Raw genomic sequence first — 15,761 nt, forward strand, 5'->3', positions numbered from 1 at the left:
TCAGGTCTCCGGCTGGCCATTGGCGGCGATCGCGGCGATCAGGCCGACCTCTTCGGCCCGGCGCTTCACGACATCGCCGATCGGCAATTGCGAAAAGGGCACGGTCTTCAGTTTCAGCTGCGCATCGCAGACCTTCTTGCCCGCAGACGTGATGCGCGCCTTTGTCACGGCATAGCCGGAGCCGTCATGCTCCAGCAGCGCCTCGATATCGAGCACAGCGTTCGGCTCGACGAAGCTGCGCATCTTCGCGCCATCGACCGACATCAGGAAGGGCATGGCAGAAAGATCGGTCTTGGCAAGCACCAGGAAACCCGAGGCCTGCGCCATTGTCTCGATCAGAAGCACGCCGGGAACCAGCGGATAGCCGGGGAAATGCCCCTCGAAAACCGGGCTCTTCTCCGGCACGACGGCGGTCGCATGGAGCCTGCCGGCAGCAAGGTCGATGCTGTCGACGCGGTCGATCATCTGGAAATATTCGAGGAGCATCGCGGCCGGACCTGACTGAAGACGGAGCGTCTTTTGATGCGACGCCCGGTGAAACGGTGCCGCGGAACTGCGGGTGAAGTAAAAACGCCGATGCCGCCTGTCAAGCGCTTGAGGCGCGACGGCGGCATCGGATGTGTGTCGCTGTAAACGAACGAGGCTCAGGCCTTGGCGGCGCGCAGCTCGTCAATCTTGGCGCAGAGGTTCTTCAGAACGAAGTATTCCTCGGTCGAAACCTTGCCTTCGTTGACTTCCTGCGTCCACTGCTCGAGCGGGATCTTGATGCCAAATTCCTTGTCGATCGCGAAGACGATGTCGAGGAAGTCGAGGCTGTCGATACCGAGGTCGTCGATCGTATGGCTTTCGGGCGTGATGGTCTCGCGGTCGATTTCGCTCGTCTCGGCGATGATATCGGCGACCTTGTCGAACGTTGCAGTCACGATTGGATACCTCTTCGGTTCTGGAATTTGGCGAAGCTATAGGTAAATGCCGGCCAAAAGCCAATGGGCCCGATGAAGTTTTGAGGGGCCTCCGCGTCACACCGCGATCGAATGGCGCCCCTTGCCATTCGAAAGATAGGCATCGAAACGCGCTGCGACCGTGCGCGCGTAAGGACGCCCCGCCGCCGTCAGCCGGAAGATGTCGCCCTCCATCACGGTCAGTCCGTCATCATCCATCAGCACGGTCTGCCGCATCTCGTCCGCCATCGTCGCGCCATCGGTAAAGCGGGTCGAAAGATCGGAAAGATCGACGGAGAAGTCGCACATCAGCCGCTCGATCACATGCGCCCGCAGCCGGTCATCGGCGCTGAGCGCATAGCCGCGCACCACCGGTAGGGCGCCCGTCGCAACCTGTCGCAGATATTCCCCCGTCGCCGGCTGGTTCTGCACATAGCCTTGCGGCAATTGCCCGATGGAGGAGGCGCCGAGCCCGATCAGCGCATCGGCGGCATCATCCGTGTAACCCTGAAAATTCCGTTTCAGCCGCCCTTCCCGCGCGGCGACCGCCAGACTGTCATCCGGCAGCGCGAAGTGGTCGATGCCGATCGGCTGGTAGCCCGCTGCCGTCAGCATCTGACCGGCGTGCTGCATCTGCCGGAAGCGTTCGGTGGTAGACGGCAGCGCGGCCTCCGGGATCATCGTCTGGTGCTTCTTCATCCACGGCACATGGGCATAGCCGAAAAGCGCTATCCGGTCGGGGCGAAGCGACAGAATGCGCTCCACCGTGCGCTCCAGCGAGGCCAGCGTCTGATGCGGCAGACCGTAGAGCACGTCGCAATTGACCGAGGACACACCCCGTGACCGCGACGCATCGATCGCATCCCGTGTCTGCTCGAACGTCTGGTGCCGGTTGATGGCAGCCTGCACCTGCGGCTCGAAATCCTGGATGCCGAGGCTGGCGCGGGTAAGCCCGATGGCGGCGAGCGCATCGTGGCGCGCCTCATCCAGATCGTTCGGGTCCATCTCGACACTGATGCGGCAATCGGGCGCAAGCCGGAAGGCGTCTGCAAGCCGCTCTTTCAGTGCGATCATGTCCTGCGGCTGCAGCATGGTCGGCGAACCGCCGCCGAGATGGATGTCGGTCACCGTCACGCCGGCCGGAACGCGCGTGCCGACAAGCGCGATTTCCTGGAACAAGCCCTGCAGATAGGCGGTGACCGGTTCGTAGCGCTGCGTCTGCTTTGTGTGGCAAGCGCAGAACCAGCACAGACGATCGCAATAGGGAATGTGGAGGTAAAGCGAGAGGCTGCTGCCCGGATTCAACTGTGCAAGCCAATCTCCGTAGGTGTCCGCATCGACCGCGCCGGAAAAATGCGGTGCGGACGGGTAGCTCGTGTAACGTGGCACCGGGGCGGCTAATCGTGCGGCAAGGCTCTCGGACATCGGCATCTCCCTTTGATCAGAGAGATAAATCGCGAGGTTATTTTCCGCGCCTTGATTTCGATCAAGTCCCCGTTCAGGCAAACTTGATAATGTGCAAATCACTGCGAGGCATTGTTTCGCAGCCGCGTAAATCCTCCGATCGAACTATTGATGAATGTTCATCGGGCTGGATAATGGCAATAGTGGCGGGGGATGCAGGATGATGCATGTGCGAGCGATCGACCAACAGCGTGAGGATGTACACACTTCGGGTATCCCGGTCGTCTGCCTGTCCTGCGAGGCACGCCACGGCGGTGTCTGCGGGGCACTGGACCCGTCACAACTGACCGAGCTCTCGCGCCAGTCAAAGCGCCGGGATCTCGATGCAGGTACAGAAGTCTTCGGTCAGGGCGAACGCGCGCCGGGTTACGCCAACATCATTCGCGGCGTGGTGAAGCTCAGCAAGATGCTGGCCGACGGACGCCAGCAGATTGTCGGCCTGCAATTCGCCCCCGACTTCATGGGCCGTCCCTTCAGCACGGAAAGCGCCCATTCCGTCGAAGCCGCGACAGACACCCAGATCTGCGCCTTCCCGCGCAGCGTCATCGAACGTCTTGTGGAACAGTCGCCGGAACTTGAACACCGGCTGCACGAACAGGCCCTGAAGGAACTGGACGAGGCGCGCGACTGGATGCTCACCCTCGGCCGCAAGACGGCGCAGGAAAAGGTCGCAAGCTTCCTGCACCTGATTGCCACGCATATCGATCCTGAGACCAGCGACGTCAGCCGGTTCGATCTGCCGCTGTCGCGTGCCGACATTGCAGACTATCTCGGCCTGACGATCGAAACCGTCAGCCGCCAGATCACCAAGCTGCGCAAGGACGGTGTCATCGCCGTCGAGCACAACCGCGAAGTCCACGTGCCCGATATGGACCGCCTCGCCCGCTACGCCGGCATGGACTGAGATCCGGCTACGACTGCCGGATCAGTTGCTGACGACGATGCGTGTGTTGCTGAGGCCGGCCTGCTGGGCGAGCGAGAAGAAGGTCGCAGCATTATCCGGATGAAGACGCACGCAGCCATGCGAGGCCGGGCGGCCAAGGCGCTTGAGATCAAAGGTGGCGTGAACGGCATAGCCGCCATTGAAGAACACGGCATAAGGCATCGGCGCATTGTCGTACTTGCGCGAACGGTGGTTGCGCGACAGCCACTTCGCCTTCCAGGCGCCCTGCGGCGTCACATAGCCCTTGCGCGCCGTCGAGACCTTCCAGCGATACTTGACCACACCGTTTTCGGTCACCGTCATCGTCTGGCTGGACAGGCTGATATTGGCGACGACATTGGCTGCGGAAGCAGTGCTGACGCCGGACACAGCAAGAATGAGGGCAAGCGCCCCCGCATACAGTTTTTTCATCTTAGCCCCTCTTACCCACCAAGGCCCATAAGGGCCGTCCCGTTGAAGAAGGATATACCTGTATTTCCCTGAGGCAACATTAAGCAGTAACGAAGGGAACAGGCGAAGGAAAAAACCGGCTGTTAACCTTGATGGGTAAGCATTGCGGAGCATTTGTAAGACCGGCAATGCAACACTGCGGCAAGTCCCTGTTTTGTCACAGGTTGGCAGAACTTCGTCCCACAATGGATGCAGTGCGTGATGCTGATCGCCGCGAATATCTTCGAACACGGCAGAGCATCCACTTTTGGGACAATGTCAGGATACGCCTAGACGAGGCTGAAGATTACGCCTGCAGCGACTGTGGCGGCCAGGAGAACAGAACAGGCCAGGAGGAAGACCGACACGGCGTCCTCGATGTCGACAGCGGTCAACGCCGCACGCCCCGCCCCGTTGATCATCGGCTCGGCAACGACCACGCCGCCATAGGAGCGCGGACCCGCAATCTGCACGTTGAGCGTCCAGGCAAGTGCGGCCTCCGGCCAGCCGGCATTGGGCGAGCGGTGCATGCCGGCATCGCGCAGCGCCCCGCCAAGCCCGCGCCGGATCGCCGCCGGCCCGAAGCGCAGGCCGGCGCCAAGCGACACGAAAAGCGCCGAAAGCCGCGAGGCCGGCCAGTTGACGAGATCATCGAGCCGCGCAGCACCCCAGCCGAAGGCGAGATGACGCGGGCTCTTGTGACCGATCATGGAATCGGCCGTGTTGATCATCTTGTAGGCGACAATGCCCGGCAGGCCGAGCACCGCATACCAGAAGGCCGGCGCCACGATGCCGTCGGAGAAATTTTCGGCAAGGCTTTCGATCGCGCCACGGCAGATGCCGGACTGGTCGAGCGCCTTCGGATCGCGCCCCACGATCATCGACACCGCCTGGCGTCCGCCTTCGATACCGCCCTCGCGCAGGCCGATGGCAACCCTCAACACATGCTCGGCGAGGCTCTTCTGCGCCAGAAGCACGGCCACCACGACAATTTCCAGCAAATGGCCGATCAATCCGAAATGCCGGAAGGCTGCGTGCAGGATCCAGCCGACCGCCAGGCTCAATCCCACGAGCAACGCGATCGCCACGACACCCTTGAAGCGCCGCTGTTCGAATCGTTCCGTTTCGATGTTGAGCTTCTGATCTGCAAAGGAGATCGCCTTGCCGAACAGCACGACCGGATGCGGATATCGCCGCCACAGCCAGTCGGGATCACCAACCACGCGGTCGAGCAGGAGCGCGCCGGCCAGAAGAAAGAAATGATGCGTCATGCCGGCTCCCGGTCGATGAGATGCATGAAGGAACCGCAAACGCGGCCGAGGCGCAAGCCCACGCCGCCGAGCGCCTGCCCGCGCGCATCCACGGCCGAAAACAGCCGCTCCGCCGCCCCTTCGGATAGGATGCTCGCATAGTGGAACTCATGCGCCCGATGGGGCCCGCCCAGAAAATCAGGCGCGCCGCCGATCGGCTGGATACGCCGGTAGCCGAGATGGCGGCGGCGCTTCTCGAAGCTCGTTTCCAGCGGCAGGAAACCGAGCATGGCATGCCGTGTGCCATCGGCCGCGACAATGCCCTCGCCCAATGTCATGTAGCCGCCGCACTCGCCATAGACGAGCGCGCCGCGGGCGCGCGCCGCTTCCATGCCGGCGCGAAACCGGGCCGCGGCCGAAAGCCGGCCGGCATGCAGCTCGGGATAGCCGCCGGGCAGATAGACCGCGTCCGCATCCGCCGCCGGCCCCTCGTCGGCAAGCGGCGAAAACCAGGAGATATCCGCCCCTGCCCGCCGCCAGGCCTCCAGAAGATGCGGATAGGAGAAGGCAAAGGCGACGTCGCGCGCCACCGCGATCCGCTGCCCGGGCGGACGAATGCCCGCCACCGCCCTGACCGCTGAGAGATCCGCTGGCGTGCCGCGCGTCCCCAGCGCGATCAGCCCGTCGAGGTCGATGCCGGCAGCCACAACGCCGGCCACGCCCTCGGTAAAGGCCTCGATATCGGTCAGTTCGCCCGCCTGCACGAGGCCGAGATGCCGCTCGGGAAGCTTCAGGCCCGCATCCTGCCGGATCACCCCCAGCACCGGCATGCCGATCCGCTCGATCGCACCGCGCAGCATGCCCTCGTGCCGGTCGCTGCCGACCTTGTTGAGGATGACGCCCGAGATCGTCACATCGCTGCGATGGTCGCGATAGCCGCGCACCAGCGCCGCGACCGACTGCGCCATGCGCCCGCAATCCACCACCAGCACGACGGAAAGTTCAAGCAGCGCGGCAAGGTCTGCCGGCGAGCCGTAATCGTCCGACGAGGCGTCATGCAGCCCCATCATCGCCTCGATGAGCAGCAGGCGCCCGTCTGCGACCGCGGCGTCGGCGCGCCAGCGCATCAGCTCGGGCCGCATGGCCCAGGGGTCGTAGTTGAAACAGGTCTCGCCGCTGGCCAGCGTGTGGAAGGCGGGATCGATGTAGTCGGGACCGGCCTTGCCCGGAGACAGCCGGATGCCCCGATTGCGCAGCGCCCGCATCAGCCCGAGCGTCACCGTCGTCTTGCCGCTGCCCGAAGACGGCGCGGCAATCAGGATGCCCGTCATGCCGCATCTCCGGCTACATCACGCCGGCCACGGCCGCCATCGACGCCCGCGTCCAGAACACGGCCGGTGGTCAGGGCGCCGAGCCAGTCGAGCCCGCCACGCAGCCGCACCACCTCGCCGATCACGACGATCGCCGGCGGCTCCAGCCCGGATGCCCGCACATCGGCCTCGGCGCGCGACAGCGTGGTCTCCAGCACCTGCTGCGCGCGGGTCGCGGCATTGCAGACAAAGGCGACCGGCTCGTCAGGCGACCGACCGGCCGCCATCAGTTGCCCGGTGATCTGGCCGATATGTTTCATCGCCATGTACATGACGATGACGGGCGATCCCCTGGCGATCGCATCCCAGGCGATCCTGTCGGGCACGACGCCGGAGGAATCATGGCCGGTGAGGAAGGTGACGGCATGGTTCACCTCGCGATGCGTGACAGGAATGCCGGCATAGGCAAGCCCGCCGATACCGGCCGTAATGCCCGGCACGATGCGGAAGGGCACACCGTTCTCGACCAGCGTCAGCGCCTCCTCGCCGCCGCGCCCGAACACGAAGGGATCGCCGCCCTTCAGCCGCAGCACACGGTGGCCGGCCCGCGCCAGTTCCACGAGGCGAAGCGAAATGTCACGCTGTTTGGGCGAGGGCTTGCCGCCGCGCTTTCCCGCAAATTCGAGCCGGGCTCCGGCCCGCGCATGGCTGAGGCAAGCCGGATCGACCAGCGCATCATGGACGATCACGTCCGCCTCCCGAAGCGCGTGGACGGCCAGCAGCGTCAGGAGACCCGGATCACCCGGCCCGGCGCCCACCAGCCAGACATGACCCTTTTCCAAGGCCGGCAGCCCGTCAAAGATGCCCGCGCTCACGATCCGGGCCTCGCGGCAACGCAGATCCCGGAAAATCCTGAATCAAAACATGAAGATGCGGAATCATCACACGAAAAAGCCCGCTCAGGCACCTGTTTCGATTCGACAAATCCGGAAAAGCCCGACGGAGATTTATCGGCCGGTATCCGCGCAAGGGCCGCCGTCGCGCGGGCCGATTTCCGCTTGGCGACCACGAGGGCGCCATCGGGACCGGCAGCGGCGAGCGCGGCCGATTCCGCCACCCCGTGGCAGCCGACAAGACGGAAGACCACCTCCGAAGGTGTCGCGAGACGCGGCGTCTCGCATTCAAGGCGGGCAGCGCCGAAGACCAGCAGCGGCACGCCGAAATGCGCGGCCGTGGCATGCATGGCCGGCTCAGCCACCCGCCCGTCGATGGTCGCGATTGCCGACAAAAGGACGGCCCGGCCCGGCAGCGGCACGCCCTGCCCGTCCGGTCGCTGCCCGGCCCAAACCTCTTCAGCCAGAACCTCTTCAGCCAGAACCTCTCCGGCAAGAACGTCCTCAGCAAGCGCGATCAGTTCGCCCGCCGACGTGCCGCATTCGCAACCAAGGCCGAGAACGAGACAGTCGCGAACGGCGTCGGGCGCAGGCGGGAGCACGGCAAGAGCGTGGGCCAAGTGCCCGGACGACGGGGAAAGGCACGACGAGGAACGGGGGGACGAGCAACGGGAGGGCATGGAAAACGTGGCAGGATGTGCGGACATGAAGGCCTCCCTCGGACCCGAGCGAACCGCAGCGCCACCCATACCCGGCCAGGCAGACAAGCCTTGCCTTGCACAACATGTTTCCCGACGGCTCCCTGGGCGTCCCCGGTCTGGGTCGACGCAATCCCGGAGGCCGGCGTGTCCGTCGCATTGCGGACGCCGTCGTCTCAGTGTCACAGTTCTAGACCACGGCCGGGAGACGGTCAAACGCGTTTGCGCCATCGGCCACCGCGCCCGCGCCACGGATGTCGGCCGGACGTGAAATGTCGCGACCCGGCTTTGCCATTTGGCCGCGAACCTGCAAGAAGCAGACAGCGCCCGCGCCGCGACGACTATCCGGCCGCGCGGCGCCGTGTGTGACGCCCGCGACCATGCGACCGAAGAGTCGGCGTCTGGTGCGGATCTCCGCCACGCTTCCACCAGCATGAAAGTGCCCCCGCCGTGCATGACCTCGCCGTCCACCTGCTCGTCTTCCTGTTCATTGCCGCCTTCATTGCCGGCTTCATCGATTCGATCGCCGGCGGCGGCGGCATGATCACGCTTCCCGCGATGCTGATCGCAGGCATCCCGCCGCTGGAGGCGCTCGGCACCAACAAGCTGCAATCGCTCTTCGGCTCTGGCTCCGCAAGCCTCGCCTATGCCCGGCGCGGCCATGTGAACCTGCGCGAACAGTTGCCGATGGCGGCGATCTCGGCCGCCGGATCCGTCATCGGCGCCCTGCTGGCCACGCAGGTGCCCGGCGACCTGCTCAGGGCCGCGCTGCCGCTGCTGCTCATCGCCATCGCCCTCTATTTCGGCCTGAAGCCCCGCATCGGCGACGAGGACAGGGCGCGGCGCATCTCCCCCTTCGCCTTTTCGCTGACACTGGTGCCGCTGATCGGCTTTTATGACGGCGTCTTCGGCCCCGGCACCGGTTCCTTCTTCATGCTCGGCTTCGTGACGCTCGCCGGCTTCGGCATCCTGAAGGCGACAGCCCACACGAAGCTCCTCAACTTCGGCTCCAACATCGGCGCCTTCGCGGTCTTCTCACTGGCCGGCGTCGTGCTGTGGAAGGTCGGCATCGTCATGGGAGTCGGCCAGTTTCTTGGCGCGCAGGTGGGCTCCCGCCTCGCCATGCGGATCGGCGCGCGCATGATCAAGCCTCTGCTGGTGCTGTCCTCCATCGCACTCGCCATCCGGCTTCTCGCCGATCCCGCCAATCCGCTCAGGCAATGGGCCGGGTTTTAATATTCGACGCCGATCTGCGCCTTGATGCCCGAGCGGAACGGGTGCTTGACGAGTTCCATCTCGGTGACGAGATCGGCGATCTCGATCAGTTCCTCCTTGGCGTTACGGCCCGTCAGCACGACATGGGTCATGGGCGGCTTTTCCTCGGCCAGGAACCGCACCACTTCGGCCACGGTGATATAGTCGTAGCGCAGCGCAATGTTGATCTCGTCGAGCAGCACCATCGAGTTGCGCTCGTCGCGGATGAGTTCCTTGGCCTTCTCCCAGGCCTTCTCCGCCATCGCGACGTCGCGCGCCCGATCCTGCGTCTCCCAGGTGAAGCCTTCGCCGAGCGTGTAGAACTGGCAGAGATCGGAAAAATGCGCCTCGATCAGGTCGCGCTCGCCCGTCTGCCAGGCGCCCTTGATGAATTGCACGACGGCCGACGGCTTGCCATGGGCGATATGGCGGAAGATCATCCCGAAACCGGCCGTGGACTTGCCCTTGCCCTTGCCGGTGTGGACGATGATGAGCCCCTTCTCGTCCGTCTTGGTCGCCATGATCTTCTCGCGCGCGACCTTCTTCTTCGCCATCTTCATGGCATGGCGCGCGCCGTCCTCCACCTTTTCGACGCCTTCGCCGCTCTCGTTGATCTCTTCGCTCATCTCTTCACTCCCGGAATGCATGTCACTCGGCCGCAACGGCCAGATTGTCGAGGTCGAAACGCGCCGAATTGGAGCGCGGGGTCCAGTAGCCCCGGTCCATCGCCTCGGTCAGGCGGTCGCGAATGTCGCGCAGCGCAGACGCATTGCGCGCTTCCAGGAAGCCGCGCACGGCATCATCGACGAGAAAGGCCTGATAGACCGCTTCGAAATGGTGGGACTGCACGGCGCCCGTCGTGGCGGCGAAGGCGAACATGTAGTCCACCGTCGCCGACATCTCGAAGGCGCCCTTGTAGCCGTGGCGCATCACGCCGGCGATCCACTTCGGATTGACGACGCGGCCGCGCACGATGCGCCCCACCTCTTCCTCGAGCGTCCGGATGACGGGCTTTTCGGGCCGCGAATGGTCGTTGTGGTAGAGCGTCGGCCGCGCGCCGGACAACTTCTCGACGGCCGCACTCATGCCGCCCTCGAACTGGTAGTAATCGTCACTGTCGAGCAGGTCGTGCTCGCGATTGTCCTGGTTCTGCACCACGGCCTGCACGCTTTCGAGGCGCGCTTCCAGCAAGCCGCGGGCCTCCGCGCCCTCCTCGTTGGCACCGTAAGCATAGGAGCCCCAGTCGAGATAGGCTTCGCCGAAATCGGCCCGCTCGCTCCAGCCCTTAGCATCGACCAGCGCCTGCAGCCCGGTGCCATAGGCGCCCGGCTTGGCGCCGAAGACGCGGTAGGAGGCCCGCCGTGCCGCATCCGGCGCCGCCATGCCAGCCGCGACGAGCCGCGCGGTCTCGGCCCGCATGCGCGCCGCAATCCGGTTGTCCTCGTCATCCTCGTCTAAGCCGCCAATGGCCCCGATCGCGCGGTCGAAAAGCGCGATCTGCTCCGGGAAGGCGTCGCGGAAGAAGCCGGAGACGCGCAGTGTCACATCGACGCGCGGCCGGCCGAGCAGCGCGAGTGGGATGATCTCGTAGCCGGTCACGCGGCGCGAGCCCATGTCCCAGACGGGTTTCGCCCCGATCAGCGCCATGGCCTGCGCGATGTCGTCACCGCCGCTGCGCATATTGGCCGTGCCCCAGGCGCTGAGGCCGATAGAGGTCGGCCAGTCGCCGTGATCCTGAAGATAGCGGCGGATGAGCAGTTCCGCAGACTTGCGCCCCAGCTCCCAGGCAGCCGGCGTCGGTACGGCGCGGCTATCGACGGAGAAGAAATTGCGCCCCGTCGGCAGTACGTCCGGCCGCCCGCGCGTCGGCGCACCGGAGGGGCCGGGCGCCACGAAACGGCCGTCGAGACCGGTGAGCAGCGCCGCGATCTCCGCGCGTCCGCAGGCCTCGATGGAAGGGCGGATGGCCGCTTCGATCTCGGACAACACGGCGCGCGTCGCAGGCCAATCATCCGGACACGGAACGGCACCGGAAACGAACTGCGCCGCGAGAAGCTCGATCCGCTCCACCGTGTCGCCATTGCTTCGCCACGGCGCGTCCGAGACATCGGCGAGCAAAGCCGGACGCGGGCCGGCCCAGGCGTCAGACGTCACGCAATCCAGCGGATCGAACCCGGCCCCCGCAGACCCGAAGGCATCGGCCGCGATGGCCCGTTGCAGGCTCTCGTCGCCGCCCTCGCCAAGACCGCGCGGCACGCGGGCGAGCGCGACCGTGAGGTCGGTCAGAAGCCGCCCCTCCGGCGCCACGCCGAAGACATGCAGCCCGTCGCGGATCTGTAATTCCTTGAGATCGCACAGATAGGCGTCGAGCTTTTCGAGCGCCTTGTCCTCGGGGTCGCGATCGTCGATGCCCACGTCACGGTCGAGCCCGATGTCGCGCACGAGGTCGAGGATCTGCTTGGACAGCAGCCGCAGCCGGCGCGGATCGCCGCCGGCTGCCTCGTAATACTCGTCCACCAGCGCTTCGAGGTTCTTCAGCGGCCCATAGCTCTCCGCCCGCGTCAGGGGCGGCGTCAGGTGATCGATGATGACAGCGCTGGTGCGGCGCTTGGCCTGCGTACCCTCGCCGGGATCGTTGACGATGAAGGGATAGAGATGCGGCACGGGGCCGAGCAGCGCTTCCGGCCAGCAGGCCTCAGACAGTGCCAGCGCCTTGCCCGGCAGCCATTCCAGATTGCCGTGCTTGCCCATGTGGATGATCGCGTCGGCCGCAAAGGAGCGGCGCAGGAACGCATAGAAGGCGAGATAGCCATGCGGCGGCACGAGATCCGGCGAATGGTAGCTCTCCTTGTGATCAACCGCATAGCCGCGCGCCGGCTGGATGCCGATCATCGCCTTGCCGAAGCGCGACAGGGACAGTGCGAAACCGCCTTCCGTGAAGAAGGGATCGGCCTCCGGCGCACCCCAGCGCTCGCGAACCTGAAACTGATTCTGAAGAGGAAGGCTTTCGAAGAAGGCCTTGTAATCCTTCAGCGAAAGCCTCTCGCGAATCTCGCGCCCGTCATGGGCGGCGTTCGTTGGCCCGGCCATGAGATGGGCAATCAGTGCCTCGCCGTCCAGCGGCAGCTCGCCGACATCATAGCCTTCCGTCGCCATCGCCCGCAGCACCTCGACGATGCCGGCCGGCGTATCGAGCCCCACACCATTGCCGAGCCGCCCGTCGCGATTGGGATAATTGGCAAGGATGATCGCCACCCGCCGCTCCGCCGGCCGGCGGTGCCTCAGCCGCGCCCAGCCGGCCGCCTGCGATGCCACGAAGGCAATGCGGCCCGGCTCCGGCTGGTGGCCGACAATATTGGCCTCGACATCGGGATCGTGGACAGCCGCCGCCTTGAATGAGATCGCCCGCGTCAGCACGCGCCCGTCCACCTCCGGCAGGGCGACATTCATGGCGAGATCGCGCGCCATCAGCCCCTGCGCTGACGTGGTCCAGGCCTCGCGGGTGGAGCCGGACAGCACCGCCTGAAGGACCGGCGCGCCGCGCGCCTCCAGCACGGTCGGCACGCGGTCCGCGCCGGGCGCGGAGACGGCAAAGCCGGTCGCGTTGATCACGACATCCGGCGCATGGCGCTCGAAGATTGCGTCGAGAGTCGCCACGGATACCGCATCCTTGAGGCTGGAGACAAAGACAGGCAGCACCCGCAGTCCCTCGGCCGCAAGCGCCGTCACCAGAGCTTCAACCGGCGCCGTTTCGCCGCTCTGCACCAGCGCGCGGTAAAAGCAGATCGCCGCGAGCGGCGCATCTGCGGGCCGCGACAGGGAGGCGTCGAGCGCCGCCCATTCATCCGTGCCGACGAGGCCAGTCCCCGGCCACCAGATGCCCGCCTTCATCAGCGGCCGCGCCGGCGCCGGCAGCGGCTCGCCCGCCATCAGCGCCTCGCAGGCGGCGAGCATGCCGACGGCATTGTCGATGCCGCCTTCGGTGAAATAGGCCCAGAGCTGGGCCCGCGCCTCGGCACTCACGGTCGAGAAGACATCGAGGCCGGGATCGGGCTTGTCGCAGCCGGGCAGCGCGGCGATCTGGAACCCGTGCGTCACCGCCGCCGCATGCAGCGCTTCCAGCACATAGTGGAAATAGCTGGCGCCGCCGAGCGGGCGGATGACGATCAGCTTCGCATGCCGCGCCGTGCGCTCCACATAGGTATCGACCGACATCGGATGCTTGAGCATGCCAAGGCTGGCGACGCGCAAGCGCGGCACATCCGGCCGCGCGGCCCGCCACTGGCGGTGCGCGGCAGCGACCACGGAAAGCTCCGTATCCGCTGCCGACAGGAACAGGATGTCGGCCGGAGACTGGCCAAGGTCGATCGCCTCGTCCCCGTCACTGATCGTTCCCTTTTGCGCCAGCAGCAGATGCATCGTTTCCTACCCTCAGACCGCTGCGGCAATGGCAGCGCGCACGGCCGCTTCGTCCATGTCGTGCAGGCCGATGACGACGAGGCGGGTGCTCCGCGTCTCGCCCGCTGCCCAGGGACGGTCGAAATACTGGTCGATGCGCTGGCCGACGCCCTGGATCAGAAGCCGCATCGGCTTGCCCGGCACATCCGCAAAACCCTTGAGGCGCAGCACGTCATGGGCCGCAATCACATCCTTCAGCCGCGCGACGAAGGCATTGGGATCGGCAATCGGGCCGAGTTCCACGATGAAGCTGTCGAATTCGTCGTGATCGTGCTCTTCGCCCGCCTCGTGCTCAATCTCGTGGTGGGACTTCCGGTTGGCGATATCGCCTTCCGTGCCAACGCCGAGACCGAGCAGCACGGCCGCCGCCACCTCGCCGTTCTGGGCCTCGATCATCGCCGGCTTACGGTGCGTGCGCGAGGCGACTTCGGCGCGAACGGCGGCAACGCCATCGGCGTCGATGAGGTCGGTCTTGTTGAGCACGATGAGGTCGGCCGCCGTCAGTTGGTCCTCGAAAAGCTCCTCGATCGGGCTTTCATGGTCGAGATTGTCATCTTCGGCGCGCGCCGCATCCACCTTGTCGTGATCGTCGGCAAAGCGGCCGGCGGCCACAGCGGCGCTGTCCACCACCGTCACCACGCCATCCACCGTCACCTGCGTGCGGATATCCGGCCAGTTGAAGGCCGCGACGAGCGGCTGCGGCAGCGCGAGGCCCGAGGTCTCGATGATGATGTGGTCGGGGCGGTTCTCGCGCTCCAGAAGCCTCGTCATGGTCGGGATGAAATCATCGGCCACCGTGCAGCAGATGCAGCCATTGGTGAGCTCGATGATGTCGTCTTCCGTGCAGGCCTCCGCACCGCAGCCCTTCAGCACCTCGCCATCGACGCCGAGATCGCCGAATTCGTTGATGATGAGGGCGATGCGCCGGCCGCCTGCGTTGGTCAGCAGGTTGCGGATCATCGTCGTTTTGCCGGCGCCGAGGAAGCCGGTGATGACGGTGGCGGGGATCTTGCCCGTCTGCGTCGTCGTGGAAGCCATGGAAATCAACCTTTCATTCTCAGCGGCAGCCCTGCCGCCACGAAGTAAACCTCTGAAGACGCCGCGGCGACCGCCTGATGCAGGCGGCCGGCATGATCGCGGAAGGCCCGCGCCATGGCGTTCTCGGGAACGATGCCGAGCCCGACCTCATTGGAGACGAGAACGACCAGCCCTTTGGCCCGTGAGAGATGGCCTGCGAGCCGCGCCGATTCGGCGGCGATATCAGCCTCCTCCATCATCAGATTGGTGACCCAGAGGGTCAGGCAATCGACGAGAATCGCGGTGCCGGGATCATCGAGCCTTTCCAGCGCGCCGACGAGATCCATGGGCTCCTCGACCGTCTGCCAGGACGGCCCGCGGCTTTCGCGGTGGGCGGCAATGCGCGCCCGCATTTCATCATCCCAGGCACGGCTGGTGGCGATATAGGCGCTGGCAAGACCGCTCTCCACGACGAGCCGCTCCGCAAAGGAGGACTTGCCGGAGCGCGCGCCGCCGAGCACGAAAATGGAGCGGGAGGAAGACGCCGTCACGTGGACCACCGTACGGCAGCCGCAGGCCTGCGGTCACGACGCACGCAATGAATTCGGGTGGCGGGGACAGTGCCCCACCGGACAGTCTCGCGAGCCATGACAACCTCCGTGCTGGCCGAATGGGCGATGATGCGCCCGACCGGGCTCTTCGCCCGTTTCGGATGGCAGGTCTCCTGGCTCGCGGGTCCCTTCGCGTCCGGCATGATGCCGGCGCGAAAACGGGGTCGCCTCGCCTTCCCGGATCGAAGCGGCATGAAAAGGCGGGCGATTCGTAGAAAATAGAGGCGCCCCACCCCGGTTGATCATGCCTGATCCAGTGGCTTTTCCAGCACCGCTTCCGAAAACCCGCCTTGCACGACACGCGCAAATCCGAGGTGAGCAGCAACGTTGCCGGATGGCGACCCCTGACCGCTCTACAGTCGCGGGGTCGGCTGCGATGAGGATGCCCGACATGGGTCCATCCCTTCGCATTCCCATTTACTCCCAAGCCGGCCGCCCGGCCCGGGAACCATCCTGAGCCGAGCAATAGATATTTACGGCCGAAAAGTCAAAG

General features: G+C 65.5%; 13 protein-coding genes, 1 pseudogene and 1 riboswitch. Of the genes and pseudogenes, 2 read left to right on the top strand and 12 right to left on the bottom strand.

Annotated elements, in window-relative coordinates; translation table 11 throughout:
* The 3 genes from ACED18_RS04685 to hemN all read right to left on the bottom strand — a co-directional run bounded on the left by ACED18_RS04685 (position 1) and on the right by hemN (position 2,366).
* Positions 1-486, bottom strand: coding sequence for a 3-hydroxyacyl-ACP dehydratase FabZ family protein (locus tag ACED18_RS04685; RefSeq protein ID WP_377289469.1), 486 nt, complete (start codon positions 484-486; stop codon positions 1-3).
* A gap of 158 nt (positions 487-644) precedes the next feature.
* Entirely contained in the window at positions 645-923 is a 279-nt protein-coding gene (locus ACED18_RS04690) for an acyl carrier protein (RefSeq protein ID WP_046797252.1), read from the bottom strand.
* A 96-nt stretch (positions 924-1,019) separates the two neighbouring features.
* On the bottom strand, positions 1,020-2,366 hold the full coding sequence (gene hemN, locus ACED18_RS04695) for an oxygen-independent coproporphyrinogen III oxidase (RefSeq protein ID WP_377289472.1): 1,347 nt from the start codon (positions 2,364-2,366) through the stop codon (positions 1,020-1,022).
* A gap of 217 nt (positions 2,367-2,583) precedes the next feature.
* Between hemN and ACED18_RS04700 the strand changes: the two genes are divergently transcribed.
* Complete coding sequence (locus tag ACED18_RS04700) at positions 2,584-3,309, top strand: Crp/Fnr family transcriptional regulator (RefSeq protein ID WP_377291035.1); 726 nt, start codon at positions 2,584-2,586, stop codon at positions 3,307-3,309.
* Positions 3,310-3,330: 21 nt separating this feature from the next.
* Here the strand turns inward: ACED18_RS04700 and ACED18_RS04705 are convergent, their stop codons facing one another.
* The 5 genes and pseudogenes from ACED18_RS04705 to ACED18_RS04725 form a co-directional block, all read right to left on the bottom strand.
* Positions 3,331-3,759 (bottom strand): L,D-transpeptidase, encoded by a 429-nt coding sequence (locus ACED18_RS04705; RefSeq protein ID WP_377289474.1) that lies wholly within the window; start codon positions 3,757-3,759, stop codon positions 3,331-3,333.
* 308 nt (positions 3,760-4,067) lie between these two features.
* Positions 4,068-5,048 (bottom strand): adenosylcobinamide-phosphate synthase CbiB, encoded by a 981-nt coding sequence (gene cbiB / locus ACED18_RS04710; RefSeq protein WP_377289476.1) that lies wholly within the window; start codon positions 5,046-5,048, stop codon positions 4,068-4,070.
* Complete coding sequence (locus ACED18_RS04715; RefSeq protein WP_377289478.1) at positions 5,045-6,358, bottom strand: cobyrinate a,c-diamide synthase; 1,314 nt, start codon at positions 6,356-6,358, stop codon at positions 5,045-5,047. The genes cbiB and ACED18_RS04715 overlap by 4 nt, the downstream gene beginning before the upstream one ends.
* Entirely contained in the window at positions 6,355-7,212 is an 858-nt protein-coding gene (gene cobA, locus ACED18_RS04720) for a uroporphyrinogen-III C-methyltransferase (RefSeq protein ID WP_377289480.1), read from the bottom strand. Before cobA ends, ACED18_RS04715 begins: the two co-directional genes overlap by 4 nt.
* Before the next feature lie 128 nt (positions 7,213-7,340).
* Positions 7,341-7,832 (bottom strand): annotated as a pseudogene (locus ACED18_RS04725) (cobalamin biosynthesis protein); the annotation flags it as partial.
* A 546-nt stretch (positions 7,833-8,378) separates the two neighbouring features.
* Here ACED18_RS04725 and ACED18_RS04730 point away from each other — a divergent pair.
* Positions 8,379-9,164 carry a TSUP family transporter gene (locus tag ACED18_RS04730; RefSeq protein ID WP_377289482.1) on the top strand — a complete coding sequence of 262 codons (786 nt, stop codon included), beginning with the start codon at positions 8,379-8,381 and terminating at the stop codon, positions 9,162-9,164.
* On the opposite strand, the gene cobO is transcribed toward ACED18_RS04730, so the two are convergent.
* Genes cobO through cobU form a run of 4 tightly spaced genes read right to left on the bottom strand, consistent with a single transcriptional unit; the run spans position 9,161 to position 15,208 of the window.
* Entirely contained in the window at positions 9,161-9,808 is a 648-nt protein-coding gene (gene cobO, locus ACED18_RS04735) for a cob(I)yrinic acid a,c-diamide adenosyltransferase (protein ID WP_377289484.1), read from the bottom strand. The two genes, ACED18_RS04730 and cobO, sit on opposite strands and share 4 nt — an antisense overlap.
* A gap of 22 nt (positions 9,809-9,830) precedes the next feature.
* Positions 9,831-13,601, bottom strand: coding sequence for a cobaltochelatase subunit CobN (cobN, locus tag ACED18_RS04740; protein WP_377289486.1), 3,771 nt, complete (start codon positions 13,599-13,601; stop codon positions 9,831-9,833).
* Positions 13,602-13,613: 12 nt separating this feature from the next.
* Positions 13,614-14,678, bottom strand: coding sequence for a cobalamin biosynthesis protein CobW (gene cobW / locus ACED18_RS04745; RefSeq protein ID WP_377289488.1), 1,065 nt, complete (start codon positions 14,676-14,678; stop codon positions 13,614-13,616).
* Between the two features lie 5 nt (positions 14,679-14,683).
* Positions 14,684-15,208, bottom strand: a complete 525-nt coding sequence (gene cobU, locus ACED18_RS04750) for a bifunctional adenosylcobinamide kinase/adenosylcobinamide-phosphate guanylyltransferase (RefSeq protein ID WP_377289490.1) — start codon at positions 15,206-15,208, stop codon at positions 14,684-14,686.
* A 145-nt stretch (positions 15,209-15,353) separates the two neighbouring features.
* Positions 15,354-15,736: riboswitch (cobalamin riboswitch) on the bottom strand.
* Positions 15,737-15,761 lie beyond the last annotated feature (25 nt).

Source organism: Rhizobium sp. SG2393, from assembly GCF_042610495.1.
Classification (GTDB): domain Bacteria; phylum Pseudomonadota; class Alphaproteobacteria; order Rhizobiales; family Rhizobiaceae; genus RU20A.